This window comes from Marixanthomonas sp. SCSIO 43207 (assembly GCF_019904255.1).
Classification (GTDB): domain Bacteria; phylum Bacteroidota; class Bacteroidia; order Flavobacteriales; family Flavobacteriaceae; genus Marixanthomonas.
Genome location: NZ_CP063203.1, coordinates 2,583,032 through 2,605,000, shown reverse-complemented (window position 1 = coordinate 2,605,000; position 21,969 = coordinate 2,583,032). Strand labels below are relative to the sequence as shown.

General features: G+C 32.3%; 26 protein-coding genes and 1 tRNA gene (1 of these 27 running past the window's edge). 19 read left to right on the top strand and 8 right to left on the bottom strand.

Translation table 11 applies throughout. The features are described from left to right. Positions 1-118: the beginning of a ZIP family metal transporter gene (locus tag INR76_RS12265; protein ID WP_223108256.1), read on the bottom strand. Its footprint begins 551 nt before the window's first position; the window shows 118 of its 669 coding nt (coding positions 1-118); the start codon lies at positions 116-118; its stop codon lies beyond the left edge, outside the window. Continuing rightward, the gene (locus INR76_RS12260; protein WP_223108255.1) at positions 118-849 is read right to left on the bottom strand and encodes a bifunctional 2-polyprenyl-6-hydroxyphenol methylase/3-demethylubiquinol 3-O-methyltransferase UbiG; all 732 of its coding nucleotides are present in this window, start codon (positions 847-849) and stop codon (positions 118-120) included. Before INR76_RS12260 ends, INR76_RS12265 begins: the two co-directional genes overlap by 1 nt. A 58-nt stretch (positions 850-907) precedes the next feature. On the opposite strand from INR76_RS12260, the gene INR76_RS12255 reads away from it, so the two are divergent. Continuing rightward, a complete protein-coding gene (locus tag INR76_RS12255; RefSeq protein WP_223108254.1) occupies positions 908-2,065 on the top strand; it encodes a class I SAM-dependent RNA methyltransferase in 1,158 nt (385 codons plus the stop codon). A 56-nt stretch (positions 2,066-2,121) separates the two neighbouring features. Here INR76_RS12255 and INR76_RS12250 read toward each other — a convergent pair whose 3' ends face one another. Continuing rightward, positions 2,122-2,787: a hypothetical protein gene (locus INR76_RS12250; RefSeq protein WP_223108253.1), complete on the bottom strand. Its 666-nt coding sequence runs from the start codon at positions 2,785-2,787 to the stop codon at positions 2,122-2,124. Positions 2,788-2,800: 13 nt separating this feature from the next. Further along, positions 2,801-3,295, bottom strand: a complete 495-nt coding sequence (locus INR76_RS12245) for an RNA polymerase sigma factor (protein WP_223108252.1) — start codon at positions 3,293-3,295, stop codon at positions 2,801-2,803. 122 nt (positions 3,296-3,417) lie between these two features. On the opposite strand from INR76_RS12245, the gene INR76_RS12240 reads away from it, so the two are divergent. Continuing rightward, positions 3,418-4,695 (top strand): NAD(P)/FAD-dependent oxidoreductase, encoded by a 1,278-nt coding sequence (locus tag INR76_RS12240; RefSeq protein WP_223108251.1) that lies wholly within the window; start codon positions 3,418-3,420, stop codon positions 4,693-4,695. Here the strand turns inward: INR76_RS12240 and INR76_RS12235 are convergent, their stop codons facing one another. Continuing rightward, positions 4,696-5,052 carry a hypothetical protein gene (locus INR76_RS12235; protein ID WP_223108250.1) on the bottom strand — a complete coding sequence of 119 codons (357 nt, stop codon included), beginning with the start codon at positions 5,050-5,052 and terminating at the stop codon, positions 4,696-4,698. It lies immediately after the preceding gene. 112 nt (positions 5,053-5,164) lie between these two features. Here INR76_RS12235 and nadC point away from each other — a divergent pair, with 112 nt between their 5' ends. The 4 genes from nadC to priA all read left to right on the top strand — a co-directional run bounded on the left by nadC (position 5,165) and on the right by priA (position 9,919). Next, entirely contained in the window at positions 5,165-6,022 is an 858-nt protein-coding gene (gene nadC / locus INR76_RS12230; protein ID WP_223108249.1) for a carboxylating nicotinate-nucleotide diphosphorylase, read from the top strand. Next, positions 6,022-6,963 carry a YihY/virulence factor BrkB family protein gene (locus INR76_RS12225; protein WP_223108248.1) on the top strand — a complete coding sequence of 314 codons (942 nt, stop codon included), beginning with the start codon at positions 6,022-6,024 and terminating at the stop codon, positions 6,961-6,963. Before nadC ends, INR76_RS12225 begins: the two co-directional genes overlap by 1 nt. Positions 6,964-6,967: 4 nt before the next feature. Further along, positions 6,968-7,396, top strand: a complete 429-nt coding sequence (locus tag INR76_RS12220) for a DUF2147 domain-containing protein (protein WP_223108247.1) — start codon at positions 6,968-6,970, stop codon at positions 7,394-7,396. Between the two features lie 72 nt (positions 7,397-7,468). Continuing rightward, on the top strand, positions 7,469-9,919 hold the full coding sequence (priA, locus tag INR76_RS12215) for a primosomal protein N' (protein ID WP_223108246.1): 2,451 nt from the start codon (positions 7,469-7,471) through the stop codon (positions 9,917-9,919). On the opposite strand, the gene INR76_RS12210 is transcribed toward priA, so the two are convergent. Beyond that, positions 9,916-10,629, bottom strand: a complete 714-nt coding sequence (locus INR76_RS12210; protein WP_223108245.1) for a LytTR family DNA-binding domain-containing protein — start codon at positions 10,627-10,629, stop codon at positions 9,916-9,918. The two genes, priA and INR76_RS12210, sit on opposite strands and share 4 nt — an antisense overlap. 236 nt (positions 10,630-10,865) lie before the next feature. Here INR76_RS12210 and rpsF point away from each other — a divergent pair, with 236 nt between their 5' ends. From rpsF to INR76_RS12190, 4 genes are all read left to right on the top strand, one after another. Then, complete coding sequence (gene rpsF, locus INR76_RS12205) at positions 10,866-11,213, top strand: 30S ribosomal protein S6 (RefSeq protein WP_223108244.1); 348 nt, start codon at positions 10,866-10,868, stop codon at positions 11,211-11,213. A gap of 3 nt (positions 11,214-11,216) precedes the next feature. Further along, positions 11,217-11,513 carry a 30S ribosomal protein S18 gene (gene rpsR / locus INR76_RS12200; RefSeq protein WP_223108243.1) on the top strand — a complete coding sequence of 99 codons (297 nt, stop codon included), beginning with the start codon at positions 11,217-11,219 and terminating at the stop codon, positions 11,511-11,513. A gap of 15 nt (positions 11,514-11,528) precedes the next feature. Next, the gene (gene rplI / locus INR76_RS12195) at positions 11,529-11,984 is read left to right on the top strand and encodes a 50S ribosomal protein L9 (protein ID WP_223108242.1); all 456 of its coding nucleotides are present in this window, start codon (positions 11,529-11,531) and stop codon (positions 11,982-11,984) included. Positions 11,985-12,060: 76 nt separating this feature from the next. Continuing rightward, positions 12,061-12,543: a DUF6495 family protein gene (locus tag INR76_RS12190; RefSeq protein WP_223108241.1), complete on the top strand. Its 483-nt coding sequence runs from the start codon at positions 12,061-12,063 to the stop codon at positions 12,541-12,543. Positions 12,544-12,557: 14 nt separating this feature from the next. Here INR76_RS12190 and INR76_RS12185 read toward each other — a convergent pair whose 3' ends face one another. Continuing rightward, positions 12,558-13,799 carry an ABC transporter permease gene (locus INR76_RS12185; RefSeq protein WP_223108240.1) on the bottom strand — a complete coding sequence of 414 codons (1,242 nt, stop codon included), beginning with the start codon at positions 13,797-13,799 and terminating at the stop codon, positions 12,558-12,560. A 122-nt stretch (positions 13,800-13,921) separates the two neighbouring features. Here INR76_RS12185 and hisS point away from each other — a divergent pair, with 122 nt between their 5' ends. Next, the gene (gene hisS / locus INR76_RS12180) at positions 13,922-15,292 is read left to right on the top strand and encodes a histidine--tRNA ligase (RefSeq protein WP_223108239.1); all 1,371 of its coding nucleotides are present in this window, start codon (positions 13,922-13,924) and stop codon (positions 15,290-15,292) included. Positions 15,293-15,365: 73 nt separating this feature from the next. On the opposite strand, the gene INR76_RS12175 is transcribed toward hisS, so the two are convergent. Then, on the bottom strand, positions 15,366-16,025 hold the full coding sequence (locus INR76_RS12175) for an HAD family phosphatase (RefSeq protein WP_223108238.1): 660 nt from the start codon (positions 16,023-16,025) through the stop codon (positions 15,366-15,368). 145 nt (positions 16,026-16,170) lie between these two features. On the opposite strand from INR76_RS12175, the gene INR76_RS12170 reads away from it, so the two are divergent. The 8 genes from INR76_RS12170 (at position 16,171) to INR76_RS12135 (ending at position 21,967) form a co-directional block, all read left to right on the top strand. After that, positions 16,171-16,626: a Na(+)-translocating NADH-quinone reductase subunit F gene (locus tag INR76_RS12170; protein ID WP_223108237.1), complete on the top strand. Its 456-nt coding sequence runs from the start codon at positions 16,171-16,173 to the stop codon at positions 16,624-16,626. Between the two features lie 96 nt (positions 16,627-16,722). Beyond that, a tRNA-Met gene (locus INR76_RS12165) sits at positions 16,723-16,796 on the top strand. Positions 16,797-16,965: 169 nt separating this feature from the next. After that, the gene (locus INR76_RS12160) at positions 16,966-17,529 is read left to right on the top strand and encodes a TetR/AcrR family transcriptional regulator (RefSeq protein WP_223108236.1); all 564 of its coding nucleotides are present in this window, start codon (positions 16,966-16,968) and stop codon (positions 17,527-17,529) included. A gap of 67 nt (positions 17,530-17,596) precedes the next feature. Further along, positions 17,597-18,145 (top strand): carboxymuconolactone decarboxylase family protein, encoded by a 549-nt coding sequence (locus tag INR76_RS12155; protein WP_223108235.1) that lies wholly within the window; start codon positions 17,597-17,599, stop codon positions 18,143-18,145. A 95-nt stretch (positions 18,146-18,240) separates the two neighbouring features. Then, entirely contained in the window at positions 18,241-18,885 is a 645-nt protein-coding gene (locus INR76_RS12150) for a DsbA family oxidoreductase (RefSeq protein ID WP_223108234.1), read from the top strand. Between the two features lie 104 nt (positions 18,886-18,989). Further along, positions 18,990-19,685, top strand: coding sequence for a haloacid dehalogenase type II (locus INR76_RS12145; RefSeq protein ID WP_223108233.1), 696 nt, complete (start codon positions 18,990-18,992; stop codon positions 19,683-19,685). A 93-nt stretch (positions 19,686-19,778) separates the two neighbouring features. After that, complete coding sequence (locus INR76_RS12140) at positions 19,779-20,690, top strand: AraC family transcriptional regulator (protein WP_223108232.1); 912 nt, start codon at positions 19,779-19,781, stop codon at positions 20,688-20,690. Positions 20,691-20,905: 215 nt separating this feature from the next. After that, positions 20,906-21,967 (top strand): efflux RND transporter periplasmic adaptor subunit, encoded by a 1,062-nt coding sequence (locus tag INR76_RS12135; protein WP_223108231.1) that lies wholly within the window; start codon positions 20,906-20,908, stop codon positions 21,965-21,967. The last annotated feature ends 2 nt before the right edge of the window (positions 21,968-21,969 follow it).

The following is a 21,969-nucleotide window of genomic DNA, read 5'->3' as shown; positions in this document are numbered from 1 at the left end:
AGAGAAAAGCACCACTAAATGCTAAATAAAGCGAAATTTGCTGAATTTTTTTCGTTTTTAGGGATGAAGCAATAATAAACCCTACAACAACTGCTAAAAAAAGTAATACGTAATTCATTAATTAAAAATAAGAATTAATCGCTCAGAATTGGCTTCATCAAATGGCTTTAATTGATAATCGCCAAAACAATGCTTTAATTTGATATTTGCTTCTTCAAAAAAGTTTTTAAAATCTTTTAATGTGAGTGCCTTTACACGTTCTGTAAAAAAATGACGTTCATTATCATACGTAAAGCGTATATCTTTAAATATGTACCCATTTTTTATAAACCTATGTATATAAAAATCAATATCTTCTACAGTTTTTACTTCGGTTGGTTTTAAGTTTTTTATGACATAATTTGTATTTAAAAAATCTATGACCCCATATCCATCTGGCTTTAATTCTTCTTTAATTGATTTTATGGTTCTCAAATTATCGCTTTCCTTTTCAAAATAACCAAAGCTTGTAAACAGATTAAATACTGCGTCAAATTTTTTTGAAAAAGGTAAACACATGTCATGAACTTCAAACTGTAGATGCTCATTTTCAAATTGTTTTGCATATTCTATACTTGAAGGAGACAAATCTACACCTGTAACATCATACCCTATTTTATTGAGATATTTGGCATGACGCCCTTTTCCACAAGCAAGATCAAGGATTTCAGATTTTTTTTCAAGTTGAAGAAATGAAGTAAGTTTTTTCATAAAAAATCCTGCCTCTTCCGTATCTCTATCTTTGTATAATATGTGGTAAAATGGCGTATCAAACCAAGATGTGTACCATTGATCTGTTTCTTTTTGCATGAAGATAGTTTTGCCCTGCAAAAATACTGTAATTTTGTTTCAAATTATAAAGAACGTTATGGGAAATAATTTTAAAATGGTGGCCAAGACATTATACGGGCTAGAAGATTTATTAGAAAAAGAATTGCGTCAATTAGGTGCTTCAGGAATAGAGAAAGGAACCCGCAATGTTGCTTTTGAAGGCGATACAGGTTTTATGTACAAAGCAAATCTCTGTTGCCGTACTGCTATAAAAATTTTAAAACCTATAACTGCATTTAATGTTTTTACTGAAGAAGATCTTTATAAAAACATCTATAAAATACAATGGGAAAATTACATGCAAGCCAATGGTAGCTTAGCTGTTGACGCTACTGTATTTTCTAAACAATTTACACATTCACAGTATGTAGCATTAAAAACTAAAGATGCTATTGTTGATAGATTTAGAGACAAAGAAGGAATAAGACCAGATGTAGATTTAGACCATCCTACATTGCGAATTAACATTCATATAGACCGAAATATTTGTACAGTTTCACTAGACAGTAGTGGTCAATCATTACATAAAAGAGGCTATAAAACAGCAAATACAATTGCACCTATAAATGAAGTGCTAGCAGCAGGTATGATTATGCTTTCTGGTTGGGAAGGACAGTGTAGTTTTATGGATCCTATGTGTGGTAGCGGAACTATTTTGACAGAAGCTGCTATGATTGCTTGTAATATTCCTCCAAATTTAAATAGAGATGAATTTGGCTTTGAAACTTGGCCAGATTTTGATGTAGATTTATATGAAGTGATTGAAAACGCTGCACTTAAAAAGATTAAAGATTTTCATTTTAAGATTTATGGTTCAGATATAGATGGCTACACTATTACAAAAGCAAAAGAAAATATAAAAAATGCCAACCTTCAAGATTTTATTGAAGTAAAGCAACAAGACTTTTTTAAGAGTGAAAAACCGGTAGATAAACCAATGTATCTTTTATTTAATCCACCTTATGATGAGCGAATTTCAGTTGAAGATATTGACGCTTTCTATAAAAAAATAGGAGATACTCTTAAACAAAATTATCCGGGAACTCAAGCTTGGATGATAACTAGCAATATGGAAGCTTTGAAAAATGTAGGTTTAAAAGCTTCAAAGAAAATAAAACTCTATAACGGAAAGCTAGAAAGTCGCTTAGTACGATACGAAATGTATGAAGGTAGCCGAAAAAAGAGTAAGCAATAATGTTTAATTGATTACTATAAGAGCTGCTAACTAATTAATTTTAAACACATAGTGTGTTACATTTCGATTTTTTTCAATTCTTTATAGTTTCGTTGTAAACGTTTTAAGAGTATTCCGTAGATAATTCTGTAAAAAACAAGAATAAACCCAATAAATAAAAGTCCTACTACCAATTGTGATATAAAAAAGACAGATGAAAAACTTTCTTTTGAAACAGCCTCTAGCCCTTCATAATTTTGTGAAATAACTTTAAAAAGTTCGTCTTTATTAAAATAGTAGTAAATGTTCATAGAGAGCATAAAAAGAGCATTTGCTCCTACATTATAAATGACAAAATACTTAACTGCTTTTCTGGTTTTTAGAATATTTTTCATCAACTCTTTTAAGGAGTCTGTTACTTTTATTAAGCGGTGATTTCTATAAAATATATATATGAAGCCTATAAAAATTATATAGTTAATAGTATTTGCTACAATCAAAATGTTGTGAAGACCTAGCTCATCATTGATGGTAGTACTTATACTGAAGTTCTCACTTATTTGTGGTAAAATAATAGACAAAAGTGTCCAAAGTATAATTTCGCCAATACTTATATAAAAAATCCACTTCACAATAGAAGATGATTTTTTGAGTAACATTTTATAAATGTCCTCGTAAGACAACTTCGGAAGCTTTTGCTCCCTACTTTGCCAATCTTTTTTTAATAATTCTAATTCGTCCATCTATTTTAATCTCCTATGGATTTAATATTTTACGTAATTTCTCTTTAATTCTGTTCATCTTTACACGTGCATTAACCTCGGTGATACCTAGGGTTTCAGAGATTTCTTTGTAATTTTTATCTTCTAGATATAGAAAAACAAGTGCTTTGTCAATATCATTCAATGTTTTTACAGCGCTATACATCAATTTTAACTGTTCTTCAATAGTGTCATCATATGGTTCAGCTTTAATTTTGAAACTTATATTTTCAAAACTAGCTGTATCAATCCTACGTTTCTTTTTTCTATATAATGTAATAGCGGTGTTTAAAGCTACTCGATACATCCAAGTACTAAACTTTGAATCACCACGAAATTTAGGATAAGCCTTCCATAATTGTATAGTAATCTCTTGGAAAAGATCATTATGCGAGGCTTGGTCATTGGTATATAACCGGCAAATTTTGTGCACAATATTTTGATTCTCCTCCAGTTGGGTTACAAACCTATGTTCAAGTTCTTTTGTCAAGTAATTGATGTTAGTAGTTTATTAGTAGCCTAACAAACAAGATTGTTACAAAAGTCTTAAAATTACTTTTTATACAAAGAAGCTGCAAAACAAATAGTAATTTTATGGTATAACCCTAGACTATGAATTTACCAAAAACTCAAAATCCTCGTGTTGTTGTCATTGGAGGTGGTTTTGCAGGTATTTCTTTTATCAAAAAAATCAAAAATGAACCAATACAGATTGTTCTTTTTGATAAAAATAATTACCACACATTTCAACCATTACTGTATCAAGTTTCTACCTCAGGACTAGAACCAGATTCTATTGCATATCCACTTCGGAAAATTTTCAGAAAAAATAAAAATTTTCATTTTCGTTTGGCAGAAGTCAACTATATCAATAAAGAGAAAAAGGAGATAGAAACTTCAATAGGAAACCTCACATATGATTACTTGGTAATTGCAACAGGTACAAAAACAAATTACTTCGGGAATCAAAATATTGAGCAAAACAGTATGCCAATGAAAACGGTTCCGCAGGCATTAAACATACGTAGCTTAATGCTTCAAAATATCGAAAAAGCAGATATGACCGAAGATCCCGAAGAACGTAAACGGCTATTAAATTTTGTGATCGCCGGTGCCGGTCCTACAGGGGTTGAACTTGCAGGAGCATTGGCCGAATTTAAAAGTGGTATTCTAGAAGATGACTATACTGAAATGAATGAAGCCGAAATGCAAGTGCACCTTCTCGAGGGTATGGATCGTGTCTTACCACCAATGAGTGAAAAATCATCAAAGATGGCGCAAGATTTTCTAGAACGTTTAGGTGTGCACGTTCATTTAAACACGATGATTGAAGATTATGATGGAAAAATAGTTACCACAAAAGAAGGGAAAAGTTTTGAAACCGAAGCATTTATCTGGGCAGCAGGTGTTACCGGAAACCCTGTAAAAGGTATAGACGGAGCATCTTTAATGGAAAAAATAAATCGTTACTATGTTAATGAATATAGTAAAGTTGAAGGTACAGATGCAATTTTTGCACTAGGCGATATTGCTTTAATGGAAACCGAAGATTACCCAAAAGGACATCCTCAAGTAGCTCAACCTGCTATACAACAAGGAAAACACCTAGGTGAAAACTTTAAACGCTTACTTAGAAATAAACCACTTAAACCTTTTGAATATTTTGATAAAGGTACAATGGCCACCGTTGGCCGTAATAAAGCTGTGGTAGATATTAAAAAAATGCATCTGGGAGGCTTTATTGCTTGGTTTATCTGGATGTTTATTCACTTGTGGTTCTTAGTAGGCTTTCGAAACAGAGTGGTTACTTTTTTCAATTGGACTTACAACTACATAAGCTATGATAGAGCAGCACGATTAATCATTAGACCTTTCAGAAAAGATGTTTAATTAATCTGTTGTTACTGGTATTGGGCCACCCATAGAAACAAAGCTACCGCCAATTTCATCTATATTAACGTCTAGTTCGTCACTAGTATTAATACGGCTTATGTTTACCTTCATTTCATCGTTGGTATCAATATTACTCACGCTAACTTTAAGTTCGTCATACGTGTTAATATCAACAATACGAACGTCAAGTGTGTTATTTTCACCAATAGGTACTAATTTGTAATTATCGGCTGTTTCTGTTATCTTTTTTGAAGCGTGTGCCTGTGGTATAATATTCAACTCTTTAACCACATTGATGGTTAGACAAATGGCAATAACGGTCAAAATAGTTTTGGTGTAAAAATCTGTTTTCATAATTAAAGTTTTATATGATTACTATTCCGAAAAAAATCAAAATGTATTCCAAAGTATAACAATTGCCTAAAATAAAAGGGCTTTTTAGTATTTTAGCTAAAAATTGATTGCAATGATTTCAGAAAAACAATTTAATAAAGAAATAAACTTAATAATAAGTAACGCCATACGAGAAGACGTAGGTCACGGTGATCATAGCTCCTTAGCTTGTATTCCTGAAGATGCAACTGGAAAGGCAAAGTTGCTAGTAAAAGAAGACGGTATTATAGCCGGTATTGATTTTGCTCGTCAAGTTTTTGAATTTGTAGATACAGGTTTAAAATTAGATGTAAAAATCAAAGATGGTAGTCCAGTTAAAAAAGGCGATGTTTGTTTTTACGTAAGTGGTTTATCACAATCTATTTTAAAGTCTGAAAGATTAGTTTTAAACGCTATGCAACGCATGAGTGCTATTGCTACAAAAACTAATGAATATGTAAAGTTACTGGAAGGTACAAAAACTCAAATTTTGGATACCCGTAAAACCACTCCCGGAATTAGAGCCCTAGAAAAATGGGCAGTAAAAATAGGAGGAGGAGAAAACCATAGGTTTGCATTGTATGATATGATAATGCTAAAAGACAATCATATTGATTTTTGTGGAGGCATTACCAAAGCAATTCAAAAAACTCAAGCGTATTTAAAACAAAACAGCTTGGATCTTAAAATTATTGTTGAGGCTCGTGATCTTAATGAAATAGAAGAAATTCTTCAAAATAAAGGTGTTTATCGTATTTTGATTGATAACTTTAATTATGAAGATACCAAAAAAGCGGTACAAATGATAGGAGACGCTTGCCTTACAGAGTCTAGTGGAGGCATTACACTAGATACTGCAAAAAAATATGCAGAGTGCGGTGTAGACTACATAAGCAGTGGTGCGTTAACTCATTCGGTTTATAATATGGATTTAAGTTTAAAAGCTGTTTAATGCCCGATAATGAACCATTAAACATAGAGAAGCTTCCTGTAATTCGTAATCTTGTTGGCCTTAGTAAACGAATTAAAATACCAGGTACCAATGGCTTGTCATTGTATCATTTATTGGAAATTTATGGAACCGGAATTATAAAAGGAACTTTTTCATCAAGAGCCAGTTCTATAGCATATAGTTTTTTTATCGCTATTTTTCCTTTCTTGTTATTCATCTTAAATTTAATTCCTTATTTAGATTTTATAGATGGATTTTTAACTCGTTTTTTAATTTTTATAGAAGATTTACTACCACCACAAACTGCAGATTTATTTTATCCGGTAATTGCAGATATTGCTGTTAACCCACGTGGCGGACTTTTATCTTTTTCTATTCTTCTGGCATTATTTTTATCTGCCAATGGTGTTAATTCAATTTTTAGTGCATTTGAGTATTCTTTTCACGTAACAATAAACCGAAACTTTTTTCGTCAATATTTTGTGGCTGTGGGAGTTGCAATTTTATTGGCATTATTATTGTTAACTACAGTAGGAGTTATTTTATATGGTGAATTTTTAATAAGTGAACTGGTTGGTAAAGCTTATATACAGGACCACGTTTATATCATTTCAATATTACAACTGGTTATATTTGTGTTGATGGTTTATACTATTATCTCAATCCTGTATTATTTTGGGACTAAGCAAGGTAAAGAGTCACGATTTTTCTCTTTAGGAGCTTTTGTTACTACAATTTTATTTTTGCTAACTACTTATTTATTTGGTATTTACATAAATAACTTTTCAAATTATAACGAATTATACGGTTCACTTGGTGCACTTTTGATAATGATGTTCTATATTTGGATAAACTCAAATTTACTTTTATTAGGATTTGAATTAAATGTATCACTTCAATTGTTGAAGGATAAAAACAAAAAAAATAACACTAATACATAAACAGATGAGAAAATTATTTTTAACAATTACTTTATTCGCTTTTGCCGTGATTCCTGCAATAGCTCAAGATGTAACTGGAAAATGGAAAACTATTGATGACGAAACCGGAGAAGCAAAATCTATCGTAGAAATCTATAAAGAAAATGGTAAAATTTACGGTAAAGTCGTTGAAATTTTGAACCCAGATAAAAAAGATGCTACCTGTGTAGATTGTCCTGGTTCAGATGAAGGGAAACCAGTTTTAGGCTTGGTAATTATAAAAGGTCTTGAAAAAGATGGCGATGAATATAATGATGGTAAAATTCTAGACCCAAATAGTGGAAAACTTTATAAGTGCTACATAGAATTGGAAAACTCAAATAAGTTAAAAGTTCGTGGTTATATTGGTTTTTCTTTATTAGGAAGAACACAATATTGGGACCGCGTAAAATAAATTCTGTTTAAAATACTATCTTTAGGCTGCTCAATTTTGGGTAGCCTTATTCTTTTCTGAAAACTTAGTTTTGTGTATTACATTGACGTTATTCTTCCTATTCCTTTAAAACAAAAATTCACCTATAAGGTCAATAAAGATGAAGCAGCTTTTCTTCGTCAAGGTATGCGTGTGGCTGTTCCTTTTGGTAAGTCTAAAGTCTACACAGCAATTGTGTATCAAGTACATCAAACCGCACCAAGTGGGTATGAAACAAAAGAAATTGATCAAATATTAGATAAATATCCCATTGTCACTCAATCGCAAATAAAACATTGGCAATGGATCGCTGCATATTATATGTGCACGCTAGGCGAAGTAATAAGAGCAGCTTTGCCAAGCGCTTTTTTGCTAGAAAGCGAAACAATTATTTCATTATCAAAAAACGATGTTTCTGAAGATACTTTGAGCGACGAAGAGTTTTTGGTTTTTGAAGCTTTGCAACATCAATCCTCTATTCATATTAACGATGTACGCTCTGTTCTAGACAGAAAAAATGTAGTTGCTGTACTTGAAAAATTACTTCAGAAAAATATTATTCACGTACAAGAAGAAGTATTTGAACAATACAAGCCGAAATTGAAACGGTATGTAAAGATTGCTTCAAAATATGCTTCAGAAGAAAACCTTAGAGACCTTTTAGATCAACTTTCAAAAAGAGCACACAAACAGCGAGAAGTATTGATGAATCTGTTTATGTTAACTGCACAAAGCAACAAACCTATAAGTGTAAAACAGCTCACTAAGAAAAGTGATACTTCTTCAGCGGTTATTAAATCATTAGTTGAGAAAGAGATTCTAGAAGAGTATTTTATAAAAAAGGATCGAGTAGAGTATTCTGGTGATGAAGCTTCAGATATTAAAACACTTAATGAAGCCCAGCAAGTTGCCTTTTCAGAAATTAAAGAATCTTTTAAAACCAAAGACGTAACGTTGTTACACGGTGTTACTTCAAGTGGTAAAACTGAAATTTATGTTCGCCTCATTTCAGAAATACTTAAAACAGGAAAGCAAGTATTGTATATGCTTCCTGAAATAGCTTTAACTACACAGTTAATAGCTAGGTTACAACATTATTTTGGTTCAAAGGTTTCGGTTTATCATTCAAAGTATTCAGTCAACGAGCGAGTAGAAGTATGGAATAATGTATTGCACTCAAAGCCCAAAGCACAAATTATAATTGGAGCTCGTTCTTCAATGTTTTTACCTTTTCAAAATTTAGGGTTAATTCTTGTTGATGAAGAACATGAGCCTTCTTTTAAGCAATATAATCCTGCACCTCGTTATCATGCAAGAGATGCTGCAGTTGTTTTGGCTTCAATTCATAATGCCAAGACTTTGATGGGGTCTGCTACACCATCGCTAGAAAGTTACTTTAACGCATCTCAAGGTAAATACGGCTTGGTCACTTTAAAAACCCGTTATGGCAATGTATTAATGCCAGAAATTGAGCTGGTAGATATAAAAGAGAAATCTCGTAAAAAACGTATGAAGGGCCACTTTAGTGATCGTTTGTTAGAAGAAATGCAAGAGGTGTTAGAGTTGGGTGAGCAAATAATTTTATTTCAGAATAGGAGAGGCTTTTCACCAATTGTTGAATGTACTACTTGCGGAACCTCGCCACAATGTCCTAATTGTGATGTAAGCTTAACCTACCATCAATATAAAAATGAATTGCGTTGTCATTACTGTGGGTATCACATGGCAATGCAGCTTTCTTGCATGGCTTGTGGTAGTGAAACCTTAGATACCAAAGGTTTTGGAACCGAACAGATTGAAACCGAATTAAAAGCTCTGTTCCCAAAACATTCTATAGCACGTATGGATCAAGATACTACACGTGGGAAAAACGCATATGCAAAGCTTATTGCAAAGTTGGAAAATGAGGAAATTGATATTTTAGTGGGTACACAAATGCTTGCAAAAGGTCTTGATTTTAGGAATATTAGTTTGGTGGGTGTTATGAATGCTGATAATTTGTTGAACTTCCCGGATTTTAGAGCACATGAAAGAAGTTTTCAATTGTTGCAACAAGTTTCGGGTAGGGCAGGACGCACAAGTAAACGAGGGAAAGTATTAATACAAACATATAATCCATACCATCAAATATTACAGCAAGTGAGTACAAATGATTATAGCGGGATGTATGATCAACAACTTGAAGAACGCTATCAATATAAATACCCTCCGTATTATCGAACTATAAAAATCACGTGTAAAGACCGCAATCTTCAAAAAATGCAAAAAGCAGCTAAGTGGTTTGGTCAAGCATTAGAGAATAAACTAGGTGAACAAGTTTTGGGTCCAGAACCACCACCGGTAGGTAGAATTAGAAATATGTATATAAGCAACATACTTATTAAAATTCCCAAAAAGCAATCGCTTGAACACACAAAAAAGTATATCAATCGAGTTGAACAGAGTTTTAACGCTATAAAAGAGTTTTCTAGCGTTAGATTATTAATAGATGTTGATAATTATTAAGACTTCATAGAAGCAGAAAGTGCTTCAACAAGATCATTTTTACGGTTTCTACTAAGTGGTAACTGTTCATTTTCAAGCTCAATTATTTTGCTATTGTACCGCTCAACCTTGTCTAGATTTACGATGTATGATTTATGAATACGTAAAAAACGATCACTTGGCAACAAAGCTTCAAAAGCCTTCATAGTAGAAAGCACAACTAGTGCATCGTGTTCTGTCACAAGTTTTACATAGTCTCCTAGTGCTTCAATGTATCGCAGCTCATTGAGAAATACCTTGCGTTTCTTTAAATTACTTTTTACAAAAATGAAGTCTTCATCATCAAAGCCATCATCATTTTTAAGCTTATAATTTGTAATAACTTTATGAACAGCATTTAAAAAACGTTCTTTTGAGATAGGTTTGCGAAGATAATCTACAGCGTCATAATCAAATGCTTTAAAAGCGTATTTTGTCTTTCCAGTTACAAAAATAATTTGTGGTTTTTTGGTTAAATCATCTAGTAAATCAAACCCAGAAAGAATAGGCATTTCAATATCAAGAAAAATAAGGTCAATATCTGTAGTCGCCAATCCCATTTTGGCTTCAATTGCATTGTTGTATTCTGCAACTAAGTTTAACGAAGGATGGTTTTCAATTAATTTTACAATTGAAAGGCGTTGTAACGTTGAATCATCAACAATAACACATTTTAAAATTGGCTTATCCACGACTTAAATGTTAGATAGTTTGTACAACAATATTAATTAAAATATCGATGAACTACAACTTTTTTTAACTTTTACCGATTAATAATGAGGATTATCTTTGGGTGTGAGAAACTTCTTATATGAAACTTGTAGTCTTCTTTTAATATTTCATTTGAAAATTATAAATAAAGTAGTATTTTTGCACGCTATTGGCAAGAGGCCATGAGTTAAATAAAATTAATTTTTAATCGATTTTTATGAATCAATACGAAACTGTTTTCATCTTAAATCCCGTTTTATCTGAAGATCAGATAAAGGAAACAGTAAAGAAATACGAAGATCTTCTTGTTTCTAAAGGTGCTAAGATGATATCAAAAGAGGATTGGGGGCTTAAAAAACTAGCCTACGCAATTCAACACAAGAAAAGTGGATTTTATCACTTATTTGAGTACACTGCACCTGGCGATGCAATTAATGCATTAGAAGTAGAGTTTAGAAGAGATGAACGTATTATGCGTTACCTTACCGTTAAACTTGACAAGCATGCTGTTGCTTGGGCAGAGAAAAGACGTAACCGAAACAACAAACAAAAAGCAAAAGCATAAGGTATGGCATCTATTCAAGAACAAGCAAAAGGAAAAAAAGACGGCGAGATTAGATATCTTACCCCGTTAAATATTGAAACCAGTAAAGCAAAAAAATATTGCCGTTTTCAACGTTCTGGTATTAAATATGTAGATTACAAAGACCCAGATTTTTTAATGAGCTTTGTAAACGAACAAGGTAAATTGTTACCTCGTAGATTAACAGGAACATCATTAAAGTTTCAACGTAAAGTTGCTGTGGCTGTAAAAAGAGCACGTCACTTAGCTTTAATGCCTTATGTAACCGATTTATACAAATAAAAACCAGATAGGATTATGGAACTTATATTAAAACAAGACGTAGAAAATCTGGGGTTTACAGATGATGTAGTAACTGTAAAAAACGGATACGGTAGAAACTTCTTAATTCCGCAAGGGTATGCAACTTTAGCAACTCCTTCTGCAAAAAAAGCATTAGAAGAAAAGCTTAAACAACAAGCATACAAAGAGCGTAAAGTAATTGAAGACGCTCAAAAAGAAGCTGATAAGCTTGGTGAAATTATTGAGTTAAAAATTACCGCAAAAACAGGAGATAAAGATAAATTATTTGGCTCTGTTACCAATGCAGATCTTGCAGATGCATTGGAAAAAGAAAATGTATCTATTGATAAAAAATACATTTCAATTGCTGGTGGTGCTATCAAACGTACCGGGCAATATGAAGCAACTATTCGTTTCCACAGAGATGTGATTGAAACGTTCACATTTGATGTGGTTGCTGATAACCAATAATTTTTCTACTGAAATAATACATAAAACCTTCTTCATAACTTGGAGAAGGTTTTCTTTTTAAGTAAAACTTACTCTAATGAAATACGCACGCCTTACTAAAGAACAATTTGAAGAACTACATACCGAGTTTATTAATTTTCTAGCTACACAATCCATCACTGCCGAAGAATGGGCAGATATAAAAGAAAATAAACCTAATGTTGCTGAAGAAGAATTAGATATCTTTAGTGACCTTGTTTGGGAAGGAGTATTACAAAAAGCTGAATATCTAGAAAATATTGCGCCGCAACAATTATTTCTTTTTAAAATTGAAGCGGATCAAATGTTGCTTATTTCGGTAAAGGTAATGGATAAAACCAAAGATATTACCACAGCAGATGGTTATGCTTGGCTTCAGAAAAACTTTATGACAGATGATGTAGAGTTTTACACTGCCAATAAGAAATTTTCAAATGATAAAAGCGGTGATATTTTTAAATTGATTGAACAAGGTGCTATTATTACCAAAGGTGAGTTATATCGTTTTTTTGAGGATATTCTTACTAAAATTGGCGGATAACAGGATAAGTTTTTCTATTCGTATCGTAAACTTTCTATAGGGTCAAGTTTGGCTGCTTTTGTTGCCGGGTATGATCCTGCAATTATAGCTACAATAAAGGTAATTATTGTAGCCCAAATCATCGCTACCCAAGGTAGTGAAAATTCAAAATCAAAAGCTTTTGCAAAAATAAATCCGGTTAATATACCAAGCAGAATACCCAAAATACTTCCAAATTGTCCTATAACAATAGTTTCCATAAAAAATTGAGTAGAAATCGTTGAACGTTTTGCTCCTAAGGCCTTTCGTACACCAATTTCACGTGTACGCTCTGTTACCGAAACAAGCATGATATTCATTAAAGCAATTGAAGAACCAAGAATAGTAATGATGCTTATAATCCAAGCTGCTGTAGACATGTACAGACCTAATTCGGCAATTTGATTTATTAAATCATCACTTCGCAGAATACCAAAGTTATTTTCTTCAACAGGATTTAAACCTCTAATTTTTCTGAAAGTAATCACAGCTTCATCTTGAGCGCTTTGCATAATTTCTTTATCATCTACACGCACACTTATGGTGTAATTGATGTTTGGTTGTGTAAAAATTCCGCGTGCTACTTGTATAGGAATTAACATCTTTAAATCTTGATTATTACCAAAGGTTGAACCTTTTGATTCTAAAATTCCGATAACCTTAAACTTAACACCTCTAATGCTAACCGTTTTGTTTATAGGGTTTTCATTCTTAAAAAGGTTTTTTGAAAAATCTGAACCTAACAAACACACTTTATTGTTATTCTGAATATCAAAAAAAGTGAAATTTCTTCCGCGATCTATTTCAGTACCGGTGTTTAATAAATAATGCTCATTAACACCATAAACTTGTACTTCGGGATCGGTTTTTTCGCTTTGATATTTTACTTCAGCCATTGAAGTTCCTCTAAAAGAAACTGATGTTTGCGTTAAAGGATAGTTGTACTTATCTTCAAACTCACGTACATCATTGTAACTAATTATTGGGTTAATCTTTTTACGCTCGCCACCTCGCTGGCTTTGTACTTGCAACTCATACCGCTGAACATTAAACGTATTGGCTCCCATTGATGCAAAATTGTCTGATATTGTATTTTCAAGCACTTTTACGGCACTTAAAATACCAACCAAGGCCCAAATACCAATGGCTATGATAATGACAGTGAGGATGGTTCGTAATAATTGACTTTTAATTGAATCTAAAGCAATACGAACATTTTCGCGAAACAATGAAAACATAGTTACAGATTAAGGTTACCCATTAGACTAATAACAGCCGTTAAAGTTACAAGTTAGCCAATAATTTAAGATATTTGCAACTCGAAAATATAAATTGAACATTACATTTTAAAATAAACACTGTGGCTCAAAAACCATCCATACCCAAAGGGACTCGCGACTTTTCACCTGCTGAAGTAGTAAAACGTAACTATATAATGGACACTATAAAAAGTTGTTTCACTACCTACGGCTTTCAACCTATTGAAACGCCATCATTTGAAAACAGCGATACGTTAATGGGAAAATACGGTGATGAAGGCGACCGGTTGATTTTTAAAATATTAAATAGTGGAGATTTTCTTCGGAAAGTGGATGATACTCTATATTCTGAAAAAGATAGTGGCAAATTAACTCCAAAAATTTCAGAAAAAGCCCTTCGGTATGATCTTACCGTTCCGTTTGCGCGTTATGTAGTGCAACACCAAAACGAAATCGATTTTCCGTTTAAACGTTATCAAATTCAGCCGGTTTGGCGAGCTGATAGACCTCAAAAAGGACGTTTCAGAGAGTTTTTTCAATGTGATGCAGATGTGGTTGGGAGTACTTCATTATGGCAAGAAGTAGAGTTTGTTCAATTGTACGATGCTGTTTTTAGCAAATTAAATTTGGAAGGTGTTACTATCAAAATGAACAACCGTAAAGTGCTGAGTGGTATTGCTGAAGTTATAGGAGAATCAGACAAATTAATTGATTTTACAGTAGCATTAGACAAGCTAGACAAAATAGGGGAGGACGGTGTTAAAAAAGAAATGCGAGAGAAAGGTATTTCTGAAGAGGCGATTGAAAAATTACAACCTTTATTACAAGTAAGTGGAACAGCTTCTGAAAAATTAGCGCTATTAAAAGAGTTACTTTCTGCTTCTGAAATAGGTATGCAAGGTGTTCATGAATTAGAGTTTATAATTCAAACTATAACAGAACTAGAATTACAAACAGCAACACTAGAAGTTGATGTAACACTAGCCCGTGGATTAAATTACTACACCGGAGCTATTTTTGAAGTGGCTGCTCCATCATCAGTAAAAATGGGAAGCATTGGTGGTGGCGGTCGCTATGACGACTTGACCGGCATTTTCGGACTCAAAAACATGAGTGGAGTAGGCATTTCATTTGGACTGGATAGAATCTACCTAGTGCTAGAAGAATTAGATCTATTTCCCGAAACGGTTTCTGCCAATACGAAGGTGTTGTTTATTAATTTTGGTGAAGATGAAGCACGATATGCAATGAAAGCTATCTCAAAGCTTAGGAAAGAAGGTATTACTGCTGAATTATATCCAGACGCCGCCAAAATGGGTAAACAAATGGGTTATGCAGATAAACGCAATATTCCATTTACTGTTTTGGCAGGTGGAAATGAAATGGAAACCGAAACATACACATTAAAGCATATGAAAAGCGGAGACCAAGACTCAATTTCATTTACGGAGTTGAGGGCCAAACTACTTTAAAACTGTTGCTAAAAGTTAAGCATACCAATATTTTATTATTTCATTATGGCAATGCTTACCTTTTTTTAAAAAATTATAAGAAAAACTGTTTTGCTTTATCGTATGCAATTGCATTAAAGTCTGATATAACTACATCTGCTTTTGAATAATCTTGGTTTTTGGAGTATATGCTGTCATATCCTACACAAAAGATTCCTGCTCCTTTTGCAGCTGCAATTCCATTGGTTGAGTCTTCAATAACCATGCAGTTATCTTTTATGTGCCCTGATGCTTGAGCAGCTTTTATAAAAATTTCAGGATGTGGTTTTGAAGCTTTTAAATCGGCACCACTTAATTTGTCGGTAAAGTATTGATTAAGTTCAAACCGTTCAAAAATGCGATTTATATTTGGCATTGAAGCTGAAGAAGCTAATATTAATGTGAGTCCGTTATTATAATAATCTTTAATTAATTGAAGAACACCATCTAGTAAATCTAACTCATCATCTGTTGCAAAAAGATGTTTAAAATGTTTTCTTTTAGTTGCCATTAAAGTTTCTGGAGCTTCAGAAAGAGAGAAGTGAGAACATAAATCTTTACAAATGTTTATTGTGGACTGTCCTGTGTAGGTTTCATACATTTCTTCAGAAACATCTATGTTGACATCTTCAAACATTTGAAAGTAGGCTTTTTTATGAAGAGGTTCAGTATTTACAATTACCCCATCCATATCAAATAAAACAGCTTTTAGCATCTTAATTTTTTTTTGCGAAGGTATCAATTTTAAAGAAAGTGCTTTTAAATTAAAGAAAAATCTAGTTTATTATTTCTTGAAGAATGTATTAAAACTGTTTTGAGACAAGAAATAATTCATTAAATTTATAGAAAGCAGTAGAATCATGAAAACCTCACAACGTCTAGAATTGGCCATTACAAAGCTGTATGAAGCTTTTCATAGTAATACTTTAAACCCTGAATGTTGTAAACAATGTGCTGTAGGTAATATTTGTGATACAAAAGATAGTTGGAGGCATTTTAGCGATTTTCACGGATCGTTACAACTCAATTATGTAGGTTTGGTTCATCAACGGTTGGGTAGAAAAATTAACGGGTACAGCCCAAAAGAGTTATTAAAAATTGAGTCTGTTTTTTTAAAAGCGTGTGGTTTTGATATACCCTTAAATAAAAAAGGAATAAAGCCAGAAAACCCAACATCAAAAGACAACCTTTTTAAAGGACTATCTGCAGTTATTGAATATTTATGTGAGCTAGATAATATTAATAATGTTATGGATTACACCAATTTATTCAAGACAGAAGTGAATATATCTAATAAAACAGCAGAAGTTTTTTAAAAAGCTATTTATTCAACTTTCATACAAACCAAAAATTAATTTAATTTTTGGTTTTTTACATTAACTATTGTTTCTATATTTGCACTCGCAAAATGCGGCGAGGTAGCTCAGGTGGTTAGAGCGTCGGATTCATAACCCGGAGGTCTGGGGTTCAAGTCCCCATCTCGCTACAAAATGATTAGGCAGTTACATTTGTAGCTGCCTTTTTTTATTCAGCTAAATCTTTCTTAAAGTACCTACTAGCTTTAACAAACATTGCTTTGTATATTTATTACAAAGTTTTCTTAAAAGTTTTTTCAAAACTAACCAATTGGTTAGTTTTGTTGTGTATTTAAAATTATGGCTAGAAAAAAAGAATATAAAGAAGAAGAAGTTCTTGAGAAGGCAATGTATTTGTTTTGGCAAAATGGCTATGAAAATACATCAATGAAAATGCTGGAGAAAGAGATGGGCATCAATAAATTCTCTATATATTCAAGTTTTGGAAGTAAACACGAGCTTTTCCTTAAAACCTTAAAATGTTATAATTCTAAAATTAAAAAAATTTTTGAAAAGCTTAAAGAAGCTTCAAATGGTGTTGATGATATTAAAGAGTTTTTTTATGATTCTGTAAAAATAGGATCTCAGCTAGGTAATAAAAAAGGATGCTTACTTACTAATACATACAATGAATTTTCAGAAAGCGAGGATGTTTTAATTAAAAATGAAATGAATGTATTTATGAGTAATCTCAAAACTATTTTTATTGAAAAATTAAAAGCTGACTCCTCTAAAAACGAAGAGACTGTATTAAAACAAGCCAATTTTTTACTTTTAGCCAAACACGGCCTAGCTGCAGCATCTCGAGTTAATAGCCAGAAAGAAATTGAAGATTATATTGAAATGACATTTAATAACCTATAATATTTTTTTTAATCCATTTCTAAACGATTGTTTAGAAATATAGTAATAATAAATAAAGTTTAAAATTATGACAAGTTTAAAAATTCAGAGTTTAGAATCTGCTCCAGAAGAGAGTAAAGAATTATTAGAAAAATCTAAAAAAGCCTATGGCATGATACCTGGTTTACACGGGGTTTTAGCCGGAGCACCTGGCATCCTTGAAGGGTACCAAAAACTACATGAGTTATTTGAAAACTCATCATTTAATAATGAAGAATTAACGGTGGTATGGCAATCAATAAATGTGGAGCATGAATGTCATTATTGCGTGCCGGCACATACGGGTATCGCTAAAATGATGAAAGTAGATGACAGCATTACAGAGGCTCTACGTAATGAAACAACATTAGAAAACCCAAAACTGGAAGCGTTACGAACTATGACATTAAAAATTGTGCGTAATCGCGGAAATGTAACTCAAGAAGATTTAGATGCTTTTTACGAAGCAGGATACGGTGAGAGACAAGTACTTGAAATTATTTTAGGACTATCTCAAAAAACCATTAGCAACTATGTAAACCATATTGCCAATACACCAGTTGATGAAGGTTTTAAAAAATACGAATGGAGTAAATAAAACGTCAATTTTATTTTAAAAATTTCAAATTTGTAAGTTAAAATAAACCTTCCAATTAATTGGGAGGTTTATTAGTCATTTAGAAAACGAATACCATGAAAGAAAAATTGAAAATAGATATTGTGTCTGATGTAGTTTGCCCTTGGTGCACTATTGGTTATAAGCGTTTAGAAAAAGCAATTTCAGAATTAGGAATTGAAGACCAATTAGAAATAGAGTGGCAACCTTTTGAATTAAATCCAAATATGCCACGTGAAGGCCAAAACTTGAAAGAACATATTGCTGAAAAATATGGAGCTACTCTGGAGCAACAAAAAGAGTCACAACAGCACATGACCAAAGTAGGAAAGGAGCTTAACTTTAGCTTTGATTATTTTGATGAAATGCGAATGGTTAATACCTTTAATGCTCATATTTTATTAGACTATGCAAAAGATTTTGAAAAGCAAACTGAACTAAAAATGCGCTTAACAACTGCATTTTTTAGTGAACGAAAAGATGTATCAGATAGCGATGTTTTAAAACAAGCTTTATTAGATGTGGGTTTAAATGCAGAAGAAGCACTTACTAGGCTAGACAATGAAAAAGTTCGCAATGATGTACGAAACAAACAGGACTATTGGAAAAACTTGGGAGTTAATTCGGTGCCAACAATTGTTTTTAACCGAAAAAGCGCAATAACTGGAGCACAACCTGTAGATGTATTTAAAGAAGTACTTTCAGAGTTTATTACTAAATAAATTTATTCTTTTTGAAAGAGCAACATGTATAAAAAAACTAGGATTAAGTAGATACAAAAGGAGTATCGACACTTAATACAGGACTGAGACAAACAGAAAACACTATGGAAAATACTAACAAACTAAGACCAAAAGTTTTATTCTTTGATGTCAATGAAACCTTGCTAGATCTTACCAATATGAAACATGTAGTGAGTGAAGCTCTAAATGGTAAAGATGATTTACTTTCCTTGTGGTTCACAACCATGTTGCAGTATTCTTTGGTCACCACAGCAAGCGGTCAATATGAACATTTTGGAAATATTGGAGCTGCAGCTTTACAAATGGTTGCAGCTAATAATGATATTAAATTATCAGAGGAAGAAGCACGCAAAACAGTAGTAAACTCATTACATGGTTTGCCGGTACACCCCGAAGTAAAAGAAGCTTTAACTCAACTTAAAAAAGACGGTTATAAATTGGTATCCTTTACAAATTCTTCAAAGGAAGGTGTAAAAAAGCAATTTGAAAGTGCAGGTTTAACTGAATATTTTGATGATCACTTAAGTGTAGAGGATATAGGTAAATTTAAACCATTTACAGATACATATACTTGGGCGGCACGAATAATGAAGGTGAATCCAGAAGAATGTATGCTTATAGCAGCCCATGGATGGGATGTAGCTGGTGCGCTTTGGGCAGGTTGGCGAGCAGCATTCATCAGTAGACCGGGACAGCAAATATTTCCTTTAGCACCCCAGACAGAAATTAATGAAAATGATTTAAAAAAAGTTGCTCAGGTTCTATTATCTTATAACTAATTTGGTGTGTTTAAGAAAATTACACGACAGATAATAACCTAAAAGAAACCGGATAAATATTATATTTGTAATCCAAATCTTCATAAGACTATTTTGCAGGAAAATTTAATTAGAAAGCATACTATAAATGAGCTAATTGATATTATGGGGGACAAGCCCCAGAATGATGATTTACACGTACATATTTCAAAAAATAAATACGAAGAAATCCCTATTACTTATCCATTTAGAACAGATGATTATTCATTAATATTTGTTGTTAAAGGAGAAATTAAAGTTCAATTAAATTTACAGAAAATCACAATTAAAACCGGTGAAATTATTCCGATTAAGCCAAAAGTAGCTGTACAATTGCTTAAAATTAGTAAAGATTTAGAGATTATCGGAATTTGTTTTAGCGTTGATTTTATATTAAAAAACTCTTTTACGAAGATAGAATTTGATAAAATTGAGTTTTTTACAAGAGATAATATAATTAAATTAAAATTATCACCTTCAGAAAGTAAAACAGCGACTTTATTATCAGAACTATTAAAAAAATATAATAACTCTAAAGAGTATGAAAGACCTTTTAAGAAGGAATTAATCAAACATACTTTTGGTGGGTTGGTTTTCCATTGTTCTTCTGTATTTAAAAAAAATAATCCCAACCTAGAATTATCTGTATCTAGAAATGAAGAATTAGCACTTCGTTTCTTAAAACTTCTCAATGATAATTTTAAAGTAGAGAAATCTGTACAGTTTTATGCAGGTGTTTTATCAATAACTTCTGGCCATTTATCTAAGGTTTTAAAAGAGGTATCTGGCAAGACAGCTGGAGAGTTAATTGTAGATACTGTAATTTTAGAAGCTAAAATATTGCTAGGTAACCCATCTCTTTCCATAGCACAAATCTCAGACGATTTACAATTTAGCGATCAGTCTTTCTTCGGAAAATATTTTAAAAAACATTCTGGTTTTTCTCCATCTCAATATAGAAACCACAAGTTAAAATTACAGACTTAGACCAAGGGTGCTTTTATTTAAAAATTATAAATGGTTGATGTTTATAGTTATGTGGTTTTATTATTTAAACTTAACTATTTAAAATCACTCATATTGACCAATTACACCCTCTTGTAGACCTTTCCTATTTGTTTATTTAAAAGCATTTTTGCAAAAAAATTGTTTCACCCAATTATGGGTTAAAGATTAATAGTAAAAACTTAAAAACAAATTAAATGCTACGTAAACCTCTTTTGTATATTACAATATTTGGATTTTTCTTATTCGCGTGTAATGATAAAGAAACATTTAGAGAAATTAAACCTATCGGAGTTGAGACATTAACTATAGGAAATACAAACAACACAACTTATTTTACCTCAGAAAATTATCCTGGAACGATACAAGCTAAAACCGATGCTCAACTAAGCTTTCAAGTATCTGGTGATATTAACACTATTCGTGTAAATAATGGGGAATATGTTGAAAAAGGAAGACTCATAGCAACTATAGATCCTACAACTTATGTAGAACAATATGAAGCACAAAAAGCTAAAGCTGATTTAGCACAAGAGAACTTCACCCGTATTAATGAAGTATATAAAAAAGGAAGTATTGCTGAGATTAGAATGATTGAAGCTCGCTCCAATTTTAAGCAAGCTCAATCTGCAGCAAATGCGGCATACCAAAACGTTAAGAAAACTAAGCTAAGAGCGCCTTTTTCAGGATATATTGGTAGTAAAATGATGGAAACTGGAGGTGTAGCAAATCCAGGAATGCCTGTAGTAGAATTACTAACTATAAATCAAGTACAAGCTATTATCTCTTTGTCAGATGAGGAAGTAAATACTTACAAAGTAGGGGATAGTGCTACGGTTACTGTAAATGCCTTAGATAAAGCATTTACAGGACAACTTACCGAAATTGCTATTCAGTCTGGAAGTCAAAACCCTGTGTACAAAGCTAAAATTACCATACCTAATCCAGATAAAATTTTAAAACCAGGAATGGCTTGTCAAACGAGCTTTAATCAATCAAAACAAAAAAATATAACTGAAAATAACTTGCAATCCATTGTACTTCCTGTACAAGTGGTATCTATAACTGATGAGGGAAAAAACTTTGTTTATATAGTAGATACAGAGAAAAATACTGCAAAACGTAAATTCGTTGAAATCGGCACACTCCATAATGACGGTATTACCATTGAAAAAGGTTTACAAAAGGGAGATGTCATTATCACATCTGGATACCATAAACTTACCAATAACACTCCTGTAAAAGTTCTAAGCAAGTAATT

Bases quoted from the DNA above. Each gene is read 5' to 3' on its own strand.
- rpsR (WP_223108243.1), top strand. From the start codon at position 11,217: ATGGCATCTATTCAAGAACAAGCAAAAGGAAAAAAAGACGGCGAGATT.
- INR76_RS12250 (WP_223108253.1), bottom strand. From the start codon at position 2,787: ATGGACGAATTAGAATTATTAAAAAAAGATTGGCAAAGTAGGGAGCAA.
- rplI (WP_223108242.1), top strand. From the start codon at position 11,529: ATGGAACTTATATTAAAACAAGACGTAGAAAATCTGGGGTTTACAGAT.
- nadC (WP_223108249.1), top strand. From the start codon at position 5,165: ATGATTTCAGAAAAACAATTTAATAAAGAAATAAACTTAATAATAAGT.
- INR76_RS12260 (WP_223108255.1), bottom strand. From the start codon at position 849: ATGCAAAAAGAAACAGATCAATGGTACACATCTTGGTTTGATACGCCA.
- INR76_RS12175 (WP_223108238.1), bottom strand. From the start codon at position 16,025: ATGCTAAAAGCTGTTTTATTTGATATGGATGGGGTAATTGTAAATACT.
- INR76_RS12150 (WP_223108234.1), top strand. From the start codon at position 18,241: ATGAAAGAAAAATTGAAAATAGATATTGTGTCTGATGTAGTTTGCCCT.
- INR76_RS12145 (WP_223108233.1), top strand. From the start codon at position 18,990: ATGGAAAATACTAACAAACTAAGACCAAAAGTTTTATTCTTTGATGTC.
- INR76_RS12155 (WP_223108235.1), top strand. From the start codon at position 17,597: ATGACAAGTTTAAAAATTCAGAGTTTAGAATCTGCTCCAGAAGAGAGT.
- INR76_RS12135 (WP_223108231.1), top strand. From the start codon at position 20,906: ATGCTACGTAAACCTCTTTTGTATATTACAATATTTGGATTTTTCTTA.
- INR76_RS12255 (WP_223108254.1), top strand. From the start codon at position 908: ATGGGAAATAATTTTAAAATGGTGGCCAAGACATTATACGGGCTAGAA.
- rpsF (WP_223108244.1), top strand. From the start codon at position 10,866: ATGAATCAATACGAAACTGTTTTCATCTTAAATCCCGTTTTATCTGAA.
- INR76_RS12185 (WP_223108240.1), bottom strand. From the start codon at position 13,799: ATGTTTTCATTGTTTCGCGAAAATGTTCGTATTGCTTTAGATTCAATT.
- INR76_RS12170 (WP_223108237.1), top strand. From the start codon at position 16,171: ATGAAAACCTCACAACGTCTAGAATTGGCCATTACAAAGCTGTATGAA.
- INR76_RS12190 (WP_223108241.1), top strand. From the start codon at position 12,061: ATGAAATACGCACGCCTTACTAAAGAACAATTTGAAGAACTACATACC.
- INR76_RS12225 (WP_223108248.1), top strand. From the start codon at position 6,022: ATGCCCGATAATGAACCATTAAACATAGAGAAGCTTCCTGTAATTCGT.
- INR76_RS12235 (WP_223108250.1), bottom strand. From the start codon at position 5,052: ATGAAAACAGATTTTTACACCAAAACTATTTTGACCGTTATTGCCATT.
- INR76_RS12160 (WP_223108236.1), top strand. From the start codon at position 16,966: ATGGCTAGAAAAAAAGAATATAAAGAAGAAGAAGTTCTTGAGAAGGCA.
- INR76_RS12240 (WP_223108251.1), top strand. From the start codon at position 3,418: ATGAATTTACCAAAAACTCAAAATCCTCGTGTTGTTGTCATTGGAGGT.
- INR76_RS12220 (WP_223108247.1), top strand. From the start codon at position 6,968: ATGAGAAAATTATTTTTAACAATTACTTTATTCGCTTTTGCCGTGATT.